This is a genomic window from Pectobacterium hainanensis, assembly GCF_046237015.1.
In the GTDB taxonomy this organism is placed as follows: domain Bacteria; phylum Pseudomonadota; class Gammaproteobacteria; order Enterobacterales; family Enterobacteriaceae; genus JBJYIN01.
The window spans coordinates 1-21,761 of sequence record NZ_JBJYIN010000022.1 but is presented as its reverse complement, the minus strand read 5'-3'; the positions used below and the strand labels follow the sequence as shown (position 1 = coordinate 21,761).

The following is a 21,761-nucleotide window of genomic DNA, read 5'->3' as shown; positions in this document are numbered from 1 at the left end:
AGGCTGCTTGTCACTGTCATACACGTTGAAATCTATGGGTATATTTTTGGGGTCAGGGTTGGAATAACATCATGGTTAGTGAAACAACACAGCAACGGGAGATCACCCGGCTGTGCATTCAATGTGCGCTTTTGCTATTGCAGCATGGTGCCGAAAGTATGGTCGTGGAACAGTTATCTTCTCGGTTAGGTGTAGCGCTGGGTGCCGATAGTGTTGAAAGTTCAATCTCGGCAAATGCGATTGTGCTAACAACTATCATGCAGGGGAATTGCCTGACATCGACACGTAAGAATGTCGATCGCGGCATTAATATGCATGTGGTGGTGGAAGTTCAGCATGCGGTGATTATGGCTGAGCACAAACTATTGGATGTGGAAGGGGTGGAAAAGAGGTTCTCGCATATCAAACCACTTCGCTATCCACGTTGGCTGATGGTATCCATTGTGGCGCTTTCCTGCGGTTGTTTCAGTCGGTTGAATGGTGGAGGATGGGACGCGTTTGTTGTCACAATGATAGCCAGTGGTCTGGCAATGTATGTCAGGCAGATTTTTACCGCACGTCACCTTAATCCATTGATTAATTTCTGTATTACGGCATTTGTTGCGACATCGGCTTCTGGTTTGCTGATGCGGTTGCCAGCCTTCCAACATACTTCCGGTGTCGCGATGGCGGCCAGCGTCTTACTGTTAGTGCCGGGGTTCCCTTTGATTAACGCCGTTGCTGACATGTTTAAAGGTCACGTGAACACGGGACTCGCACGATGGACCGTCGCCAGTTTGTTGACGCTGTCGACCTGTATCGGCGTGATTATCGCGATGTCGTTATGGGGGCTGCGCGGATGGGCTTAAGTCTGGTATGGGCACTGTTACAGGATATGGTGCTGGCGGCGGTGCCTGCTTTAGGATTTGCCATGGTGTTCAATGTGCCGGTGAAAGCATTGCGTTACTGTGCATTGCTTGGTGCGCTGGGGCACGGTGTCCGCTTTCTGGCAATACACTTTGGCATGAGCATTGAGTGGGCCTCTTTTTTGGCCGCGATCATGATTGGCGTCATTGGTATTCGCTGGTCGCGTTGGTTGCTGGCGCATCCCAAAGTGTTCACGGTTGCGGCGGTGATCCCGATGTTTCCTGGCATTTCAGCCTATACGGCGATGATTTCCGTCGTGGAGATTTCTCATCTTGGTTACAGTGAAGAGTTGATGCGAGTCATGATGACGCATTTTCTCAAGGCCAGCTTCATTGTGGGGGCGCTGTCCGTTGGACTATCGCTGCCGGGGATTTGGCTGTATCGCAAACGTCCTGGCGTATAGTCTGCGCGGCGTTGTGGCATCCGGTATACCTCATCCCTTTCAACGTACAGGAAGGGGCGGGATATCTGCCACGGGAAAGATGAACGGGATATCGACGAGTGGAAGGGGTTTCCGTATAGTGTCAGCAATTTTCCGACCTACAGGGTTTCACCATGGTTATTAGTTTAATTGCTGCACTGGCAGTTGATCGTGTGATCGGCATGGAGAATGCCATGCCGTGGCACTTGCCAGCCGATTTAGCGTGGTTTAAACGCAATACGTTGAATAAGCCGATCGTCATGGGACGTAATACGTTTCGTTCTATTGGGCAACCGTTGCCGGGTCGACACAACATTGTCGTTAGTCAACATCCTGGCGATGATGATCGCGTTACCTGGGCCACTTCGTTGGATGCGGCACTGATGGCGGTGGGAGACGTCGAAGAGGTCATGGTCATTGGCGGGGGAAGTATCTACCAGCAGATGCTGCCCAAAGCTCATCGTCTGTATTTGACCCATATTGATGCCGAAGTGGAAGGTGACACGCACTTCCCTGATTATGAGCCGGATGAATGGCAATCAGTCTTCAGTGAATTTCATGGTGCCGACGAACGCAACTCACACAGCTATTGCTTTGAAATTTTAGAACGCCGTTAATTCGCTATTTCCCCTTCTGTTATGTTTCACCCGCTATTCACGGCGGGTTTTAGACCTCGCGATAGCAATGAGCCTGCGCCACAAATACCAATGATGCTACCGATAGTGTCCCATTGACGGTGAGCACAGTGCTTTGTCTCCGTTGTGAGATAACATTTTTGTCATATTTCAATCGTAGTATGGACATATTGAATGTGGCGGGGATTTCCGCGTATTTAACTGAGGACGCTGTGCTCATGGTAATAAAACCAGAACAACTTAATGCCGATCGACTGGTTGATCCCAGCCGTCGTGAATTATTGCTGACAAATGCGAGCCCGCTCGGGTTGGCAGGATTTTTAGGGGGTGGGATTTGGTCGATTCCGACAGAAGTGCCAGCGGATTCTGCATCAAATCGCAACGTGGGTGACAAGCGTCGCATTTTATCACCCTATTAATACCGTTTATTCGTTGTCGTTATTCTGCTCTGACAGAGATTTTTGCGTGAAATAACGTTTATCTTCCCAACGTAACATCGTCAGTTTCCCGCCCCAGCAGCACCCGGTATCCAGTGCATAAATGTTTTCCGGTGTGCCTTTCCCTTCTAATGAAGCCCAATGACCGAACGCGATAGCATACTCTTCAGCGAGTTTTCGGGGGAGATCAAACCAGGGTTTTAACAAGGATGGCGCTTGACTAGGGGGCTCTTTGCACAGCATATCTAGCTGACCACCAGAAAAACAGTAGCGCATACGGGTGAATACGTTGGTACTGAAACGTAAACGAGGCAGACCGCTAAGTTCAGGAAGCCAATGATTTGGCATATCGCCGTACATCGCGTCCAAAAATAAAGGATAACTATCGCTGCTCAGGATGGATTCAACTTCACGGGCGCATATTTTCGCGGTATCCAAATCCCACTGTGGAGTAATACCGGCGTGTGCCATCACCAGTTTTAACGCTTCATCGACTTGCAGGATAGGCTGTTTACGTAGCCAATTAATTAAGTCATCCGCATCCGGTGCTTCAAGTAATTCCGCAATGCGATCTTTGGGCTTGCTGCGGCTGATCCCCGCATAAACTGCCAGAAGATGCAGATCGTGATTGCCCAATACCAGACGAGCGGCCGAACCAAGGGAACGGACAAATCTCAGTACGCCAAGTGAATCAGGCCCACGAGCGACGAGGTCGCCAGTTAACCACAGTGTATCCTGCGCAGGGTTGAAAGAAACTTGCGCCAACAGCGCGTTGAGTTCAACCAAACAACCGTGAACATCGCCAACTAAATAGGTAGACATAATTAATGTATCAGTGAAGAAATTGCCAGACGAAATACAGGGATATTGACCTGAAATGTGTTGCCTTGATGATCGAGCATCTGGTAGTGGCCTTCCATTGTTCCCAACGGCGTTTCCAGTACGGTACCGCTGGTGTACTGAAATTCGCTACCGGGTTGTATCAGTGGTTGTTCACCGACGACCCCTTCTCCCTGCACTTCGGTCTGCCGCCCATTGGCATTAGTAATCAGCCAATAACGGCCGAGCAAACGTACCGGGTGTCGCCCCAGATTGCGGACAGTAATCGTATACGCAAAAACAAAACGCTCTTCGTCGGGTTGTGACTGCGCCTCGACGTAGAAACTCTGAACCTGTACACAAACACGGGGCGCATTAATCATCACAATGACTCCAGTTATTCCTGTGTGGCAGGGTGCCCGACCAACCAATTTGCTAACCGGCAATATTGTTCCACCGTCACGTTTTCCGCCCGACTGGCGGGATCAACACCCAATTCGGTGAGGACTTCAGGGGTGAACAGATTGCCCAGACTGTTGCGCAGTGTCTTACGACGCTGGTTAAACGCTTCCGTTGTGATACGGCTCAGCACACGAATATCGCTGACCGGATAGGGGATCTCGGCATGAGGAACGAGCCGTACCACTGCGGAATCCACTTTAGGCGCGGGCTTGAAGGCTTCCGGCGGCACTTCAAGGACCGGAATCACCTGGCAATAATACTGTGCCATGACGCTCAGACGCCCGAAAGCTTTGCTGTTCGGTCCTGCGACCAGGCGGTTAACCACTTCTTTCTGCAACATAAAGTGCATGTCGCGGATAGATTGAGTATAGCTGAACAGGTGGAACATCAACGGGGTAGAAATATTATACGGCAGGTTGCCGAACACACGCAGTGGTTGACCGGCCTGTTCAGCGAGTGCGGCGAAATCGATCGTCATGGCATCTTGCTGGATAATGGTCAGTTTATCTTTCAGCGTTGGGTGCGTTTCTAAACGCGCGGCAAGATCTCGGTCCAGCTCAATAACGGTAAAACGATCCATCCGTTCACCAACAGGGGCGGTGAGCGCGCCAAGTCCCGGTCCGATCTCGACGACCGCTTGCCCCGGCTGAGGATTAATAGCCGAAACGATACTATCGATCACGAAGTGATCGTTTAAAAAGTTTTGCCCAAAACGTTTACGGGCGAAGTGACCTTGGTGTACGCGATTATTCATTACTGTGATTTATCATTTTAATGGCAAGATTTAATGCCGTGGTGAAGCTGCCGGGGTCGGCACTACCCGTTGCGGCCAGCTCAAGCGCTGTACCGTGGTCAACAGATGTGCGGATAAAAGGTAACCCCAGTGTGATATTAACGGCGCGCCCGAAGCCCTGATATTTCAGAACCGGGAGCCCTTGATCGTGGTACATCGCCAAAACGGCGTCAGCGTGTTGCAGATACTTGGGCTGGAAAAGCGTGTCGGCAGGCAACGGTCCTACCAACGTGATGCCTTGCTGACGAAGATCGTCTAGTGCCGGATTGATGACATCCAACTCCTCACGGCCCATATGACCGCCTTCACCCGCATGAGGATTCAGCCCACACACATAAATCTGTGGGTGGGTGATGCCAAATTTTGTCTGTAAGTCATGATGTAAAATCGTGATGACTTCATGCAGGCTCTGACGAGTGATAGCCGCAGAAACGGCTGACAGCGGCAGATGTGTGGTCGCTAAGGCGACACGCAGCTCTTCCGTCGCCAGCATCATAACGACCCGATCACAGTGGCTACGATCGGCAAAAAATTCAGTGTGTCCACTGAACGGAACGCCAGCATCGTTAATAATGCCTTTATGTACCGGGCCGGTAATCAGCGCCCCGAATTCACCTTTCAGGCAGCCGTCACAGGCTCGCGCCAATGTTTCAACGACATAAGCACTGTTAGCGACATTTAATTGGCCTGGAATGATGGTTGCCGGGGCGGCGATCGGCAGGATGGTCAGGCTACCAGCCTGTTGTGGTCTCGTTGGCTGGCCGGGTTGATAGTCATGCAGCGTCAGCGGCATCGAAAGCTGCAATGCGCGACTGAATAACAGGTCGGGATCGGCACAGCAAACCAGCTCGACAGGCCAGTCTTGCTGTGCGAGAGCAATCACCAGATCGGGGCCAATCCCGGCGGGTTCGCCGGGGGTGATCACAACACGTGGCGTATTGCGCTCAGTCTGCATTAATTATTAGCGCCATTAATCACTTTGACATACGCCGATGCACGCTGCTCCTGCATCCAGGTTTGTGCTTCTTCGGCGAATTTACGATTAAAGATCATACGGTACGCCTGCTCTTTTTGCGCCGCATCGGTTTTATCGACCTGACGGGTGTCCAGTAACTGAATCAGGTGCCAACCGAAAGAGGAATGAATTGGCTGACTGATTTCGCCTTTTTTCAGTTTCAGCAACGCGTCACGGAATGCCGGGTCGTACATATCCGGTGACGCCCAACCGAGATCGCCGCCCTGATTAGCCGAGCCTGGATCTTGCGAGAGTTGTTTGGCCTGAGTGGCGAAATCTGACGTGCCGCTTTTGATCTGCTGTACCACATCTTCCAGTTTTGCCTGTGCTTGGCTATCGGTCATAACAACGGAAGGTTTCAGGAGGATGTGACGTGCATGGGTTTCGGTGACTGAGACGGTTTTATCGCTGCCACGAATGTCGTTAACGCGCAGGATGTGAAAACCAACGCCGGAACGAATCGGACCAACCGTTTGGCCTTTCTGTGCCTGAGTCAGTCTATCTGCAAACAAGGTTGGGATTTCCTGCAATTTTCCCCATCCCATTTGCCCACCTTTCAGCGCCTGAGAATCCGCAGAGTAGGTGATGGCCAGTTTGCCAAAATCAGCGCCTTCATTAATTTGTTTTACCAGTGAGACAGCCAGATTTTCAGCTTCATCGACCTGTTGTTGACTCGGGTTTTCCGGTAGCGGGATCAGGATATGGCTCAGGTTAAGCTCTGCATCTTCGCCAGTTTGATTCGCGATTTGCTTCGCCAGCGCATCCACTTCTTGTGGTAATACCGTTACGCGACGGCGAACTTCGTTATTTCGCACTTCTGCAATCAGCATTTCTTTACGGATTTGATTACGATAGGTGTTGTAATTCAGGCCTTCGTAAGCCAACTGGCTTTTTAGCTGATCGATTGACATCCGGTTCTGTGCCGCAATATTGGCAATGGAACGATCCAATTGTTCATCAGTAATCTGGATACCCATTTTTTGTGCCATTTGCAGCACGATGTTATCCATGATCAGACGATCGGTGATTTGATGACGCAAGGTTGCATCATCCGGTAACTGCTGCCCTGCCTGCTGTGCGTTCAATTTGACCGACTGCAAAAGGCCATTTACATCGCTTTCCAGCACGACGCTGTTATCAACCACCGCCGCGACTTTATCAACCACTTGTGGTGCTGCGAACGCGGTAGAGGCACCACTTAGTGCCAATCCGAGAATCAGCGTTCTCCAGTTATTCATACCTTTCCCATTGTTTCATCCGCAAGGCGGGTTAAAAGTTTTATTGATACAATCTGTCCATATGGACGGCAAGTTCATCAGAATGCGCGTTGATAAGGTAAAATACCGGAACGTAGCATTTTTTCAGAACCCAGATTGTAATTATTGCTTAAACCGCGTAATTCGATATTAAACGATACTTTGTTGTCATACTCACTGCTACGGCTGGATGTATTCCAGTCCGTGATTTTACGTTCATAACCGACGCTGACCGCCCAGCAACAGGTATTGTATTGCACACCAATCATCTGGTCGGCAGGCTGATTCGCTTTGGTATCGTAGTAATAAGCGCCCACCACGGCCCAGCGATCGACAATAGGCCAACTGGCCGTCAGGCCGATCTGAGAAATACCCTGTTGGAATCCCGGATTCTGAACGCTGGGCAACATAGCCTGAATGTACTTGGCGCTGGCATAACGATAATTTAACTGTACCAGACGCTCGGCATCCCGGCGGTATTCCACGACAGCATCACCCAGCGCGACTTCGTTAAGACGGTTGTCGTACTGCAAACCACCTCGGACACCCCAGCTATCGTCGATTTTCAGATAGCTGTCACCTGCCCACACCAGACTGCCATTGTTTTTACTTTGATCGATGACGGTATTGTTGTCGCCGGTACGTGGTCGATCAAAGTAATAGATTTGACCTATAGAAGCATTAAAACGTTCAACCAAGGCATCATCATAAATTCGCGAAGTGATCCCTGTGGCAAGCTGATTCGCAGAGGCGATACGATCCAGACCACTGTAGGTACGCTCACGGAACAAGCCGGAATAGTCGGCCTGTAGTAGCGTTGAGTCATAGGTATGGATATTGCTTTGATTCCGGTAAGGCACGTACAGATATTGTGCCCGCGGTTCCAGCGTCTGGGTGTAGGCCTGTGACCAATCCATTTCACGCTCGAAGATCAGTTTGCCATCGACCTTATATTGCGGCATCACGCGGTTAACCGAATCTTTCAGCGCGTTTTTGTTCATGTCATTGACGTTTGGATCGGCGCGGTAGCGATCCAAATTATCCTGCTGATAATGCGTTGCCAGCAGGCGAGCTTCCGTCGTCAGGCTTCCCCAACGATTGGTCAATGGCAGGTTGAGCGCCGGTTCGAGGTGTAGACGCGTCGCTTCGGGACGATTATCGTTGACGTTGGTAAATTTTACCGCCTGGCCATAAAGATGTAGATCGACCGGGCCGATATCATTTTGGTAGTAATTGATATCAAGCTGAGGTTCGGAACGGTAGATGTCCCGACTGGCCGAGGTAGAAAAGACCTGAAACTGTCTGGTAGAGAGGGCGGTATCCCAGTTCTGGTTGGCATAGCCTACGCTGAGTTTTTGCGTAATATATCCATCTGTACTGGAGCCATAAGTCGAGTCAAGGTCTTTAAAGTAGGTCGAGTCGCTGACTTTGGTGTAGTCAGCATTAAAACGCCATACTTGATCCATGACGCCATTGTGCCCCCAGTGGAATAACCAGCGGGTATCATTATCGTCTCGTGGCGTGTTTTTGGCGTATTTGTTGTCGTCTGGCAACCAGTCAAGCTGAATGTTACCGAGACCCGGCGTCGTCAGATAACGGAACTCATTTTGCCACTGCATACCACGTTTGGTGAGCAAGTGCGGTGTGATTGTTGCATCGAAGTTTGGTGCGATATTCCAGTAGTAGGGCGTAATTAACTCAAAACCGTTACTGCTGCCGTATTTTGCATTCGGGATCAGGAAACCAGAGCGACGTTTATCGCCGATAGGCAGTTGCAAATACGGGCTGTAGAATACCGGTACGCCAGCAATCTTGAAACGTGCGTTCCAGATTTCGGCAACCTGTTCTTCTCTATCCTGAATCACTTCCGAACCGACGACGCTCCAGCTATCATCACCCGGTAGGCAAGACGTAAACGATCCGTTTTCCAGAATGGTATAGCGATTGCTGTCTCGCATTTTCATTTTGTCAGCGGAACCACGGCCCTGACGGCCAACCATTTGATAGTCACCGTTAAAGACGTCGGTATCTTTGGTATCAAGGTTCGACCAGGCTTTGGGGCCTTTTAATATGACCTGATTGTCATCATAGTTTACGTTTCCCGTTGCAGTCACGGTTCGCGTAGGGGCAGCACCCTGGGTAGTTGCCTGAATCTGATTCAGCTCCACTTGCTCAGCCGTCAGGATACTATTGCCTTGCTGAATGTTAACATTACCGAGGAAACGAGCATTATCTGGGTAATTAGCTTCCGTTTTGTCGGCCTGAATATGGACCGGCAATTGGTTAGGATCGCCAGTTACCAGCGGCCTGTCGTACGTAGGTACACCCAGCATACACTGTTCGGCAAGATCGGCCAGCGCATGCTGGCTATAAAGGGCCGACCAAATCAGGGTGGCCAGCAGGGTTGGGAAACTTTTTTTCATACGCGGTATCAGGTGTTCCGTCATCAGAGGCATCGTGCCGGCAAACGGTCAGAGACTATATCACTCATCAGCGTCGCGCCAGTGTTAAATCCCCACTGTTTTATACGCACTGCCGTTAGGTGCAAAGATAAATGACGGGTATGATAAAGCAATTTTTGGCCGACGGCATGGGGATTTGAGGAGTATATGCGGTATTGGGGAAAGTTGCTGGGGCTTGCGCTGGGAATTATGTCGAGCGGTGGCATCTGGGGAATGATTATGGGACTGCTGATGGGGCATCTGGTCGATAAGGCTAGGGCAGCGCGGCGCCGTAACTTTTTTTCAGCTCAATCGACCCGACAGGCGCTATTTTTCCTTACAACGTTCCAGGCCATGGGGCACCTCACCAAATCCAAAGGGCGAGTAACGGAAGCAGATATTCAGATCGCAACCAAAATGATGGATCGTCTTGAACTGTTTGGTGACGCGAGAAGTGCGGCACAACAAGCCTTCCGCGAAGGGAAGGCCAGCCATTTCCCCTTGCGTTTCAAACTGCGTAAATTGCGGGATGCCTGCCTTGGGCGATTTGATCTGATTAAGATGTTTCTGGAAATTCAGTTGCAGGTGGCGTTTGTCGATGGCGTATTGCACCCGAACGAAAAACGCGTGTTGTATGTCATTGCTGATGAGCTGGGGATTACCCGGGAGCAGTTTGAATTTTTCCTGAGAAATATGGAAAGTGGCCAGTCGAAGCAAGGCCAAAGCGGAACGAAACACGGTAATAAGTCTTATCAGCGCCGCAACCAGTCGTCATCCGGAGGTCATTCTTATGGTGGTCAGCGTACATTTACGTCATCACGTGAGCCGACGGTGGAGAGCGCCTGTCGGACGCTGGGTGTCCGCAGCAGCGATGATGCCGCGACAATTAAACGTGCTTACCGGAAACTGATGAGCGAACATCACCCTGATAAGCTGGTAGCAAAAGGGTTGTCGCCCAGAATGATGGAAATGGCGAAGCGAAAAGCACAAGACATCCAGGCCGCCTATGAGCTATTAAAAAGTACACATTCTTTAAAATAACCCCCTCCTAAATCTTTTTTATCGTCTGCTATTTCCCCGACCTACTGATTTTCCATGCTGCTTACCCAGTGTCAGCGATACCCGCATTCATTACCTTAGAAATCGGCTTCGCAGCGAAAGTGCATCGGCGTGTTAAATTCCGGATGGGTAATACGGAGTTCCTGAGCATGCAACAAAAGGCGGGAAGCCATTGCTTTGGCTTCCGGGGGCGCGTAGAAGCCATCACCGAGTATAGGGTGACCGAGTGCCAGCAAATGGACGCGTAGCTGGTGAGAACGTCCGGTAATGGGCATCAATTTCACTCGCGTCGTACCATCGGGATGGCGTGCCAAGACCTGATACTCCGTCTGAGCGGGTTTTCCCTGCTCAAAACAAACCTTCTGTTTTGGACGATTGGGCCAGTCGCAAATTAAAGGGAGGTCGATGAGCCCTTCATCGTGCTCCATTAATCCCCATACGTGAGCCAGATAGGATTTTTTTGGCTCTCGTTCTCGGAACTGGCGTTTTAATTCCCGTTCGGCCGCCTTTGTCAGGGCGACAACGATCACGCCACTGGTTGCCATATCCAGGCGGTGTACGGATTCAGCGGTGGGATAGTCAGCCTGAATGCGGCTCATGACGCTGTCTCGGTGTTCTGGCGCTCGACCGGGAACCGATAGCAGGCCGCTGGGCTTATTCACCACCATGATGTGCTGATCCTGATACAGAATGTGTAACCAGGGATCGGTAGGCGGGTTATAGGGTTCCATTCACGCTCCAAAATACGCAAAAGACAAGGACGTCATTGCTGTCTGATCGAGATACTCAGGCTTATCACGGGGCGAGGTGTTCCAGCGGAAACCCCATCCCCGTACTTTCTCTACTTTTTTCTTTCTCTACTCTGCGGCTGTCCGTGTGCTGGAAAGCCTGACTGCCTGAAGAGTGGGTGACGACATTATTGATGCGTCACCACCACCAGACGAATGGCGTCCAAACGCCAGTTAGCTTGATGCAAATTGCTTAGGACGTGATCACGCTGGGTTTCGAGTGCTTGCAATTCATCGTCACGAATATTGGGGTTAACGGCCTTTAACGCTTCCAGACGTTCCAGTTCACGACGCAGTTGCTTATCAGCCTGATTCTGAGCATCCGTAATTAACTGCCGAGCCTGCGTTTCCACAAGGGGTTCAGCCTGCTGCAACATGGCGTGAACATCAGCCTGAACGGCATTAACCAGCTTGCTGGAAGTATGGCGGTTCACCGCGTTGAGTTGGCGGTTGAAACTTTCGAATTCAACCTGTGCAGCAAGGTTGGTCCCTTTACGATCCATCAACAGGCGAACCGGCGTTGGCGGTAGAAAACGCGTCAGTTGCAGATGCTTTGGTGCCTGAGCTTCTACAACATACACTAACTCAGCGAGTAGCGTGCCTACCGGTAATGCTTTGTTTTTTAACAGCGATACGGCACAACTGCCTGTATCACCCGAGAGTATCAGGTCAAGCCCGTTACGAATTAATGGATGCTCCCAACTGATAAACTGCGCATCTTCCCGGGATAGCGCCTGTTCACGATCGAACGTGATGGTGCAACCGTCTTGTGGCAGGCCGGGGAAATCCGGTACCAGCATATGATCCGATGGCGTCAGCACAATCAGATTATCACTGCGATCTTCCTGATTGATGCCCACGATATCAAACAGATTTAGCGCAAACGTCACCAGATTGACATCATTGTCCTGCTCGGCGATGCCCTGTGCCAACTGCTGTGCTTTTTCGCCACCGTTAGAGTGCATTTCCAGTAAGCGATCGCGACCTTGTTCGAGCTGCTGTTTCAAGCGATCATGCTGTTGGCGGCAGGTGTGAATGAATTCATCCAGACCTTCTTGCTCTCCTGCTGTCACCAACCGCTCGATCAGCTGAGCGTAGTGGGCATCATAGATCGTTCGCCCCGTTGGGCAGGTATGTTCAAACGCATCAAGCCCTTCGTGATACCAACGTACCAACATGGCTTGTGCCGTATTTTCCAGATAAGGGATCAGGATCTGAATCTGCTGTGTTTGACCAATACGATCCAAACGGCCAATGCGCTGTTCCAGTAGATCGGGGTTAAAAGGCAGATCAAACATGATCAGGTGGCTGGCAAACTGGAAGTTGCGGCCTTCGGATCCAATTTCGGAACAGATCAGAACTTGAGCGCCGTCTTCTTCCGAAGCGAAATAGGCGGCGGCCCTATCGCGTTCAAGAATGGAAAGCCCCTCGTGGAAAACGGCGGCACGAATGGCTTCCCGAGTACGAAGCACTTGCTCCAGTTGTAGTGCCGTGGTGGCCTGGGCGCAGATCACCAGCACCTTTTCGTCGCGATGCGTCGTCAGATAATTGAGTAGCCATTCAACGCGTGGATCGAAATTCCACCAGGTTGCGTCGTCACCTTCCAGTTGTTGATAAATCTGCTCTGGGTACAACATCTCACGGGCGCGGGCCTCGGGTTGCTTGTTAGCGCTCATGATGCCAGAGACTTTGAGCGCGGTTTGGTACTGCGCCGGTAACGGCAGACGGATTTGGTGCAAAATACGCTGTGGGAAACCTTTTACGCCCTGACGGGTGTTTCTGAACAGCACACGGCTAGTACCGTGGCGATCCATCAACATCGTAATCAGTTCCTGACGTGCACGCTGATTATCTTCGCTATCGCTATTGATGGCTTTCAGCAGCGGTTCAATATCTTGTTCACCCAATAGCTCACTCAACACGTTGAGTTCGTCGGTTTTCGCTTTTTCTCCGGCCAGTAATAGGGTAACGGCATCGGCAACCGGACGGTATTGTTGTTGTTCGGCAATGAATTCCTGATAGTCATGGAAACGATTGGGATCGAGTAAACGCAGGCGCGCAAAGTGGCTTTGCTGGCCTAATTGTTCCGGCGTAGCGGTCAACAGCAGTACGGCGGGAATATGACGAGCCAACTGCTCTACAGCTTGATACTCAGGGCTGGGGTTCTCTTCGCTCCAGGCTAAATGGTGTGCTTCATCCACGACGAGCAGGCCCCAATTGGCATTAACCAATTGCTCAAAACGCTGTGCGTTACGCTGCACAAAATCCAGAGAACAAATCACCAACTGTTCAGTTTCAAAGGGATTGCTGCTATCCAGCTTGGCTTGCGCATAACGTTCATCATCAAAGAGTGAGAACAGCAGGTTAAAGCGGCGTAGCATTTCGACTAGCCACTGATGCTGCAACGTTTCCGGCACAATAATCAATACACGTTCTGCCCGGCCAGAAAGCAGTTGCTGATGAATGATCATCCCGGCTTCAATGGTTTTTCCCAGACCGACTTCATCCGCCAGCAACACGCGAGGCGCATGGCGTTGTCCCACTTCGTAAGCAATATGTAACTGGTGTGGGATAAGGCTGGCGCGCATGCCACGCAGACCGCCCCATTGTTGGAGAGCCTGTTCATTCTGATGCTTACGGGCGCGATAACGCAGGGCAAAGCGATCCATTCGATCAATCTGACCGGCAAAAAGTCGATCCTGTGGTTTATTAAAGGTGAGCTTACTGTCCAGGAATACTTCGCGTAGTTCTGCCGATGACTCGTCATCCAGACGTTGGCCGCAGTACACCAGCAGGCCGTTTTCTTCGCGCACGTCCTCAACCTTTAATTGCCAACCTTCGTGGCTGGTCACGGTATCACCGGGGTTGAACATCACTCGTGTGATGGGGGCATCGCTGCGGGAATAAAGGCGGTTTTCGCCGCTGGCAGGGAAAAGCAGCGTGATCATTCTTGTATCGACGGCAACTACCGTACCTAATCCAAGTTCGCTTTCCGTATCGCTGATCCAGCGTTGACCAAGTGTAAAAGGCATAAATTCTTAGCTCGATTTTTGTTTGTGTCTGGGGAGTCAGTATTTGGCTGTGTTATCTGTCGCTATTCGTGAATTTCTTTTTGACACGAACTGAGCGTGCTGATGATGTTAATTCTGAAAGGGCGATATGGTAATGGAAGGCGGCGCGTTCGTCACCTGCTCAAACGTCCTGAGTCGACGCTGATGATTAAAATAACCCCATTTGGCCCGTTACCAATGTCGTGAAATCGTCGTGAAGGAAAGGAAGGATGGCATCGGCGACAGGTTGCAGTTGGCGCTCGACATAATGTTGGTAATCCAATGGCGAATGCTGCGTTTCCAAAGGCTCTGGGCCGTTGATTGTGATGACATAACTAATCCAGCCGCCGTTCTGGTATTGCAATGGCCGCCCTTGCTGTCGGTTGTAGTCATCGGCAATTTTTGCCGCTCGAACGTGCGGCGGGATATTGCGTTGATAATCCTCAAGACGACGCCGCAGCCGTTTGCGGTAGACCAGTTGGTCATCAAATTCACCGTTTAGGGTTTGGCTGACGTACTCCCGTAACCACATCTGATAGGGCTTTTGCTGAAAAATGCGTAAGTAGAGCTGTTGCTGAAAGCGTTGTGCTAGCGGCGTCCAGTCTGTCCGCACGGTTTCCAAACCTTTAAATACCATTTTTTCACCTTGAGGTGTGGCGATCATTCCGGCATAGCGTTTTTTGCTTCCCTGTTCTGCCCCGCGAATGGTTGGCATAAGAAAACGGCAAAAGTGTGTTTCAAATTCCAATTCCAGTGCGCTGGTCAACTGCTGAGTGTGTTGCAAATGCTGTTGCCACCATAGGTTAACGTGTTTCACCAGTGCTTTGCCGATACGCGACGCTTCCTCCTCCTGATGTGCCCGCTTCAGCCAGACAAAGGTTGAATCGGTGTCGCCGTAAATAACCTCATATCCCTGTTGTTCAATGAGCTCACGTGTTTTGCGCATGATTTCGTGACCGCGTAGGGTAATGGATGACGCAAGGCGAGGATCGAAAAAACGGCAGCCCGTCGCACCTAATACGCCATAAAACGCATTCATGATGATCTTCAATGCCTGAGATAACGGTTTGTTGTTGTCTCGCTTTGCCGTCTCGCGACCTTGCCAGATCTGATCGACAATCGCGGGCAGGCAGTGAGAATCACGGGAAAACCAGGCACCGCGAAATCCTTCAACGGCGTGTTTTTCATCGGGATGCGCCATGCCGACAGCAAGCCCTACCGGATCGATAAGAAAGGTGCGGATGATCGAGGGGTAGAGGCTTTTATAATCGAGTACCAGCACTGAATCGTACAAACCGGGGCGTGAGTCCATGACAAATCCGCCGGGGCTACCTTCCATCGCAATTTCTCCCAGATTTGGCGCGACATACCCTGCCCGATGCATTCGTGGAAGATAGAGATGGCTAAAAGCGGCAACGGAGCCACCGTTGCGATCGGCGGCTAACCCCGTGACGCTAGCGCGTTCCAGTAAAAAAGGAAGTAATTCGGTTTTTGCGAAGATACGGGTCACTAACTCACAATCTTGTAGGTTGTAACGGGCAAGTGCGGGTTTGTCTTCGGCAAAGCGACGATCGATCTCATCCATACGCTGGTAGGGGGTATCGATCGCTTTTCCTTCTCCTAATAGCGCTTGTGCGACGAATTCTAAACTGAATGAGGCGAAATTCCAGGTGGCGGATTTTAATGCTTCAATACCGTCGATGATCAATCTACCCGCCGCACTAGCGAAAAAATGTCCTTGCTTGAAACCGTGTTCGCGCCATTCAATTTCGCTGCCATGACGACCTAGTCGCAGTGGAATACGATAGCGTTCGGCGTGTTTTTGCAGTACACGCAGATCAAATTGGACCAAGTTCCAGCCAATGATCGCGTCAGGGTCGTATCGCTGTATCCAGTGGTTCAATTTTTCCAGAAGTTGAGGACGGCTGGCGACGTATTCCAGTGTGAAATCATCTGAGTGGGGAGGCGTACCGTTTGCGGGGCCTAACATATAAACCTGCCGCTGCCCGCAACCTTCCAACCCAATACAGTAAAGCTCGCCATGGCGATTCGTCTCAATATCCAATGACACGAGCTTTAACGAGGGACGATAGTCGGGGTTCGGTTTCATACGCACCTGCGTTAGCAGGTTGGGGGACGTGGTTTCACCGTTGAACCACACGGGAGCGGTAATAAACCGCTCCATAAGAAAGCGATCGGTTGGACGGATGTCGGCTTCATAAATCTGAACACCGCCCTCTCGTAATTGTTTTTCAAGCCGCAAAAGCTGGCGGTATTGAGGGCAATACAGGCCGAGTAGAGCGTGATGATGGAAATCTTGTAAGGCTAACGGGCGTAGTTGCCAGTGTTTATCCTGACTGAGTAGCGATCGCGCCAGTGCTTCTTGTGACATGGGAATGAAAGCGACCGCCTGTTGAGGCGGTAAACGAGCTAGCATGGGGCCGTCATCGGTCGCCAGCCAGAATTCTACCTGTATGCCCGCAGGAGTATCACGCCAGTGGCGAGTAAGTAGAAAACCCTGACGAGTCTGCTCCACGAGGTCGCCTTCTTATGTCAAAGAGGAACACATTAATGGTCAGTGAGACCAGCAAAATCAGAATTGAGTATGGTTATTTATACAGTTGTTGTCTAGCGATTTATCGATATTACCTGTGTCTGGCTGGTCAGCGAGAGTAAAAGCATGCATGTATTTTTAATGTATTCAGGGGAGCGTTGAGGCGGCGGCAACCCGATTGCGGCCTTCCTGTTTGGCTTTGTATAACGCTTCATCTGCCATTTTAAATGCTCGCTCTATGGTAATCGCCCCCACTTCTGGTGACCATTGCGCGACGCCAAGAGAAATCGTCATATTACCAACCACGGGGATTGTGGATTCTGCTGTGTGTTGCCGTAGCCGTTCCGCAATATCAATGGCCGCTTCTACTCTGGTCTCGGGTAAAAGCATCAAAAACTCTTCACCACCGCTGCGACATAACACATCAGTATCGCGTGAACTGGCGTGAATGAGTTGAGCAAGATATTTAATCACGTCATCACCCACATCGTGACCGTAGGTATCATTAATACGTTTAAAGTAGTCAATATCTAACGCAATAATAGAAAAGCTTTTTTGTCCCAGGAGCCAATAGCGAAGCACATTCTCCAGTCCTCTTCGATTGAGCAGACCTGTCATTGGGTCTGAGTGTGCTTCGGAACGAAGCTTGCCGATTTTTCGCTGTAACAGATCGATACCTAGCAGCATTGCCTGTTTGAGTTGGGTCGCCTCGAAATACCAGGAATGAATTTTTCTGATATCGTCAGAAACGCTGATGGAATCCATTTTGTTGGCGCTGCGGGCCAACAGCCAAAGAGGTTGGGCAATTAATCGGGCAAATAGCCAAACACATAGTATGGTTAATGTCGCCATAGGGAGCGTATGCCGTAATACATCCAGCATTAGGCTCTCCAAGGGCTTCAGGGTTGAACTGGTTGGGCGAAGCGAGATAATGGTCCATTGAGACGTGGGTTCAAACGCGTATCCTGCCAGCATTTTTTCCCCGACATAATTGACCATCTGCTGGCTACCGTTATCCTGATGTTGAGAATTCATTTCTGCTGAGGCTGAATCAGTCTTGCCAATGCGCTCCATATCTTTGTGGTACAAGATGTTCCCGTGCTGATCGGTGACGTAAATGTAAGAGCCATCCCGGTAATAGTGTTGATCAAGCATTGCATTGAGAATGCTGGGTCTTTTTAGATAGATGGAGCCAGCGATAAAGCCTTTGTAACGGCCATCCCGGGTAAAAATAGGCGATGAAATCAGTACGATGAAGTTATCTGCGGCAGAAATGTAGGGCTGGCTAATGAGCGGGCGCTTTTCTTTTAGCGCTTCTAACGCACCTGGTGTCGTGATTTTCTTCCCAATCAGTTGAAGCGTATCTGGTGACGTGGCTTTAACGATGCCGTGTACATCAGCAATAGCGACAGAATTGAAACTGTTTGTTTGTAAGCGGACTCGATCTGCCTCTTCAATTAAGCGGTCAGTATCATCCATCTGTGTTGCTATCACACTGGCGCTGTAGGTGAGCTGTTGCAACGTAGACTTGAAGAATACTTCAGTCATGGAAGCCAGTTTTGTGGCGTATACACGATTGGCCTCCAACGTGTTATCAACCAGAAGCTGGCGTTGTACGCGATAACTGGCATAAAAACTGTTTGCCAACGTGACCAACGCGCTCATAACGGCTAAAAGCAAGATGAGGCGTCGTAATCCCAGATGGTTGAGTAAGTTAAAAAACATGTTGGATCGATGGGCGCAGTGAGGAGAGTTCATTACATCATAAGTGTTGGTACTGGGGCTGTAAAATTATTGTCTTGAAAATGCGCTGTTGTGAAATAAGCACCAATTGAGAACGTTCATCAGAAAAGTCTTACTACTTTCTTGCATCTCCTCCAGCTTGTGCTAAAAAATATAAGGTAGGTTTTTATATTCATCGTTTATTGAACGATATATGCATTGATTTTGTACATTATTTTAAGTATCCATGATGTTTCTGGTTTTTATGGGTAATGTACTGATTTTTATGTGGTAAAAATAATTTTGTTTTGATGGCGTCTATTTTTTACAGAGATGATAGTAATCGGACAATATTAAAAATAATACTTTATAGTTATGTGGTTATTTTGAATGGAATATTCTATCCCAATAGGAATTTAATAAAGTTTCCATTCTAAATAGTTAGCTGGTTAATTAATGATATGGTATTTTTGATAATAATATGATTTATACTTGTTTTTTGATGGTTTTCTATTGAAATGAATGAGTAAATGACGATGCCTTGCATCCTGCTGACTTTGTGCTAAATAGAATAAGTGATGTTGTTTTTCATCAGGTAATGACCATTTTTGTTTTTCATAAAAATAAATTCACATAAAGATATGTTTTATCTGAATATAAATCCCTATCCCAATAGGGGTTGCTATGATAATAAATAATCGGTTGATTGAGTGATGAGAAAAGTAAATATTCAATTTGAAGAATGGTCTCTTCCCGATGAACTTTGGCAAAAAATGGAACCTTTACTTCCCAAGCATGTGGCCCGTCACCCCTTGGGGCACCATCGTCGTCGGGTAGATAATCGGGCTGCAATGAATGCGATTTTCTTTGTATTAAGAACGGGGTGTCGGTGGAATGCCCTTAATACGACGGGTATTTGTTCATCCAGTTCTGCTCATCGGCGTTTTCAGGAATGGCGCGTGGCGGGCGTATTTGAGCAATTCTGGCTGAATGGCCTGCTTTCGCATGAAAAATTAGGACCAATAGATTGGTCGTGGTTGAGACTTGATGGGAATCGGCCTCAATCATCTCAGAGCATGTCTAGGCGATGAGTTAGGTGAGCGATGTCGGGTATAGGCATGCATCAAGATTTACTCTCAAATGGAACCTGAATTTCATAGGAGACTAAGCTATTTGATAAAACATTGTACACTATCGTTTATATTTAATTTTTTCTGAAAAATAATTTAAATTTCTCTGGGAATGAACAATTTCCTGAGGGTTTTATTTTCCTGAGCCATTTTTATGATGGATGGAATTAATTGTTCTCGATTAATCCATCATAAGGGCTCCCTTTTTCTGAGAATCTCAGCAGCATAATTAATTATCCTTTTCATAGCGTAATTTAATGCTCAATTGGGAGTGCAAATTAAATGAATGACATCTCTATTATCGTGAAGAAAAGTGGTGCCGCTTCTACGCTTAATGCCTCTTCAGGAGAGCTGTATTTATCTTCTCCTTCCATTGTGAAATTACAGGTCAGCCGGCAAGAAATCTCTGCTATGTCTCGTTCTGGTAATGATTTGATCGTGACATTGCATTCTGGCGAAAAAGTCGTACTGAAAAATTTTTATGTTGAGGGAGAACAAGGCTTCAGTGAGCTCGTATTGGAAGAGAATGATGGGGCGCTTTGGTGGGTGAAAGATCCTGCTGGTCAGTACCAATTTGAATCGATTTCTGGTCTTGAAGCGTTGGCCGGTGCAGAGTCATCAAGCACTTCTGGTTGGGCATATGTTTTAGGCGCACTTGCTGTTGCTGGAGGGGCGGCTGCTATTGTCGCGCATGACAAGGATGATTCGGATGGGCGTTCGTCGGATCATACCGGACCTTTGGTGATAAGCAGTCTGTGGGTTAGCAGCGATGGTACCGCCGCTGGTGGTAATGCTGAACCTGGCAGCGAGATAATGGTAATGGATGGTGCAGGTAATGAACTGGGCCGTGCGATCGTGGATGAAGACGGTAGTTTTACGGTGTTGTTAGATCCGCCGTTGACCGATGGGGATGAGATCGCGTTAGTCGCTATTGATGAGTCAGGTAATGAGAGCGTGCCGGTTACAACGACAGCCCCAGAGGTAACGGCTCCCGCAAATTTATCAGTCGCAGTGGATGGCTCAGCGGTTAGTGGCAACGCCAAGGCCGGTAACACTGTTACGATCACGGATACTGATGGCAATACACTGGGTGAAGGGACGGTAGCTGAAGATGGCAGTTTTACGATACCGCTTGATCCCCCGATAGCCAACGGAGATGAAATTACGGTAGTGGTGACCAATCAGGATGGCAACAGCAGTTCGCCAGTCATACCGGATACCGCCGCACCGGAAGAACCCACAAATATCACGGTGGCGGAAGATGGCACCTCCGTCAGCGGTAACGCCGAACCGGGCAGCAGGGTGACCCTCACCGATGCGAGCGGCAATGTACTAGGCGAGGCCACGGCAGGTGAGGACGGCAGCTTTACCGTGCCGTTAAATCCGCCACTGACCAACGGTGAAACCGTAAATGTGGTGGTCACCGATCCTGCTGGCAATAGCAGCGATCCGGTCACCGCAGAGGCCCCGGATACGACCGCGCCAGCCGCACCAACGGATGTCGAGGTGGCGGAAGATGGGACGTCCGTCAGCGGTAACGCCGAGCCGGGCAGCACGGTGACGCTCACCGACGCAGACGGTAATGCACTGGGTGAAACCACTGTGGGTGAAGACGGCAGCTTTACCGTGCCGTTAGATCCACCGTTAACCAACGGGGAAACGGTGAACGTGGTGGTCACCGATCCTGCTGGCAACAGCAGTGATCCGGTCACCGCAGAGGCACCGGACACGACCGCACCAGCCGTACCTACCGATGTCGAGGTGACAGCAGACGGGACATCCGTCAGCGGTAACGCTGAACCGGGCAGCACGGTGACGCTCACTGATGCAGACGGGAATGCACTGGGCGAGGCAACGGTAGGTGAAGACGGCAGCTTTACCGTGCCGTTAAATCCGCCATTGACCAACGGGGAAACGGTGAACGTGGTGGTCACCGATCCTGCTGGAAACAGTAGCGGTCCGGTCATCGCAGAGGCCCCGGATACCACCGCGCCAGCCGTACCAACCAATGTCGAGGTGGCAGACGATGGCACCACTGTCACCGGTAACGCCGAGCCGGGCAGCACTGTGACCCTCACCGATGCGAACGGTAATGCACTGGGTGAGGCGACGGCAGGTGCAGATGGCAGCTTTACCGTATCGTTAGATCCGCCACTGACTAATGGTGAAACGGTGAACGTGGTGGTCACCGATCCTGCTGGAAACAGTAGCGGTCCGGTTACTGCAGAGGCCCCGGATACGACCGCGCCAGCCGTACCGACCGATGTCGAGGT

16 protein-coding genes and 1 pseudogene are annotated in these 21,761 nt (G+C 50.0%); 7 read left to right on the top strand and 10 right to left on the bottom strand.

What is annotated here, in order from left to right:
* The first annotated feature begins 71 nt into the window (after positions 1 to 71).
* The 4 genes from ACKPVM_RS18355 (at position 72) to ACKPVM_RS18340 (ending at position 2,381) form a co-directional block, all read left to right on the top strand.
* On the top strand, positions 72 to 848 hold the full coding sequence (locus ACKPVM_RS18355) for a threonine/serine exporter family protein (RefSeq protein ID WP_409311246.1): 777 nt from the start codon (positions 72 to 74) through the stop codon (positions 846 to 848).
* Complete coding sequence (locus ACKPVM_RS18350) at positions 839 to 1,309, top strand: threonine/serine exporter (protein ID WP_409311245.1); 471 nt, start codon at positions 839 to 841, stop codon at positions 1,307 to 1,309. Before ACKPVM_RS18355 ends, ACKPVM_RS18350 begins: the two co-directional genes overlap by 10 nt.
* A gap of 152 nt (positions 1,310 to 1,461) precedes the next feature.
* Positions 1,462 to 1,944 carry a type 3 dihydrofolate reductase gene (folA, locus tag ACKPVM_RS18345; protein ID WP_409311244.1) on the top strand — a complete coding sequence of 161 codons (483 nt, stop codon included), beginning with the start codon at positions 1,462 to 1,464 and terminating at the stop codon, positions 1,942 to 1,944.
* A gap of 236 nt (positions 1,945 to 2,180) precedes the next feature.
* Positions 2,181 to 2,381 (top strand): hypothetical protein, encoded by a 201-nt coding sequence (locus tag ACKPVM_RS18340; protein ID WP_409311243.1) that lies wholly within the window; start codon positions 2,181 to 2,183, stop codon positions 2,379 to 2,381.
* A gap of 6 nt (positions 2,382 to 2,387) precedes the next feature.
* On the opposite strand, the gene apaH is transcribed toward ACKPVM_RS18340, so the two are convergent.
* The 6 genes from apaH to lptD form a co-directional block, all read right to left on the bottom strand.
* Positions 2,388 to 3,221 carry a bis(5'-nucleosyl)-tetraphosphatase (symmetrical) ApaH gene (gene apaH, locus ACKPVM_RS18335; RefSeq protein ID WP_409311242.1) on the bottom strand — a complete coding sequence of 278 codons (834 nt, stop codon included), beginning with the start codon at positions 3,219 to 3,221 and terminating at the stop codon, positions 2,388 to 2,390.
* Positions 3,222 to 3,223: 2 nt separating this feature from the next.
* Positions 3,224 to 3,601: a Co2+/Mg2+ efflux facilitator ApaG/CorD gene (gene apaG / locus ACKPVM_RS18330; RefSeq protein WP_409311241.1), complete on the bottom strand. Its 378-nt coding sequence runs from the start codon at positions 3,599 to 3,601 to the stop codon at positions 3,224 to 3,226.
* Between the two features lie 14 nt (positions 3,602 to 3,615).
* A complete protein-coding gene (gene rsmA / locus ACKPVM_RS18325; RefSeq protein WP_409311240.1) occupies positions 3,616 to 4,434 on the bottom strand; it encodes a 16S rRNA (adenine(1518)-N(6)/adenine(1519)-N(6))-dimethyltransferase RsmA in 819 nt (272 codons plus the stop codon).
* Positions 4,427 to 5,428 (bottom strand): 4-hydroxythreonine-4-phosphate dehydrogenase PdxA, encoded by a 1,002-nt coding sequence (gene pdxA / locus ACKPVM_RS18320; protein ID WP_409311239.1) that lies wholly within the window; start codon positions 5,426 to 5,428, stop codon positions 4,427 to 4,429. The genes rsmA and pdxA overlap by 8 nt, the downstream gene beginning before the upstream one ends.
* Positions 5,428 to 6,726, bottom strand: coding sequence for a peptidylprolyl isomerase SurA (gene surA, locus ACKPVM_RS18315; protein ID WP_409311238.1), 1,299 nt, complete (start codon positions 6,724 to 6,726; stop codon positions 5,428 to 5,430). The genes pdxA and surA overlap by 1 nt, the downstream gene beginning before the upstream one ends.
* A 77-nt stretch (positions 6,727 to 6,803) precedes the next feature.
* Positions 6,804 to 9,167: an LPS assembly protein LptD gene (gene lptD / locus ACKPVM_RS18310; RefSeq protein ID WP_409311289.1), complete on the bottom strand. Its 2,364-nt coding sequence runs from the start codon at positions 9,165 to 9,167 to the stop codon at positions 6,804 to 6,806.
* Positions 9,168 to 9,353: 186 nt separating this feature from the next.
* Here lptD and djlA point away from each other — a divergent pair, with 186 nt between their 5' ends.
* Positions 9,354 to 10,226, top strand: coding sequence for a co-chaperone DjlA (gene djlA / locus ACKPVM_RS18305; protein WP_409311237.1), 873 nt, complete (start codon positions 9,354 to 9,356; stop codon positions 10,224 to 10,226).
* Positions 10,227 to 10,321: 95 nt separating this feature from the next.
* Here djlA and rluA read toward each other — a convergent pair whose 3' ends face one another.
* From rluA to ACKPVM_RS18285, 4 genes are all read right to left on the bottom strand, one after another.
* Positions 10,322 to 10,975: a bifunctional tRNA pseudouridine(32) synthase/23S rRNA pseudouridine(746) synthase RluA gene (rluA, locus tag ACKPVM_RS18300; protein WP_409311236.1), complete on the bottom strand. Its 654-nt coding sequence runs from the start codon at positions 10,973 to 10,975 to the stop codon at positions 10,322 to 10,324.
* A 185-nt stretch (positions 10,976 to 11,160) separates the two neighbouring features.
* Positions 11,161 to 14,064, bottom strand: coding sequence for an RNA polymerase-associated protein RapA (gene rapA, locus ACKPVM_RS18295; RefSeq protein ID WP_409311235.1), 2,904 nt, complete (start codon positions 14,062 to 14,064; stop codon positions 11,161 to 11,163).
* Positions 14,065 to 14,251: 187 nt separating this feature from the next.
* Positions 14,252 to 16,618, bottom strand: a complete 2,367-nt coding sequence (locus ACKPVM_RS18290; protein ID WP_409311234.1) for a DNA polymerase II — start codon at positions 16,616 to 16,618, stop codon at positions 14,252 to 14,254.
* A 165-nt stretch (positions 16,619 to 16,783) separates the two neighbouring features.
* A complete protein-coding gene (locus ACKPVM_RS18285) occupies positions 16,784 to 18,361 on the bottom strand; it encodes a sensor domain-containing diguanylate cyclase (protein ID WP_409311233.1) in 1,578 nt (525 codons plus the stop codon).
* 710 nt (positions 18,362 to 19,071) lie between these two features.
* On the opposite strand from ACKPVM_RS18285, the pseudogene ACKPVM_RS18280 reads away from it, so the two are divergent.
* Together ACKPVM_RS18280 and ACKPVM_RS18275 are read left to right on the top strand one after the other, a co-directional pair.
* Positions 19,072 to 19,410, top strand: a pseudogene (locus tag ACKPVM_RS18280) (transposase); the annotation flags it as partial.
* Positions 19,411 to 19,770: 360 nt separating this feature from the next.
* A partial coding sequence (locus tag ACKPVM_RS18275; protein WP_409311232.1) for an Ig-like domain-containing protein occupies positions 19,771 to 21,761 on the top strand: 1,991 nt, incomplete at its 3' end.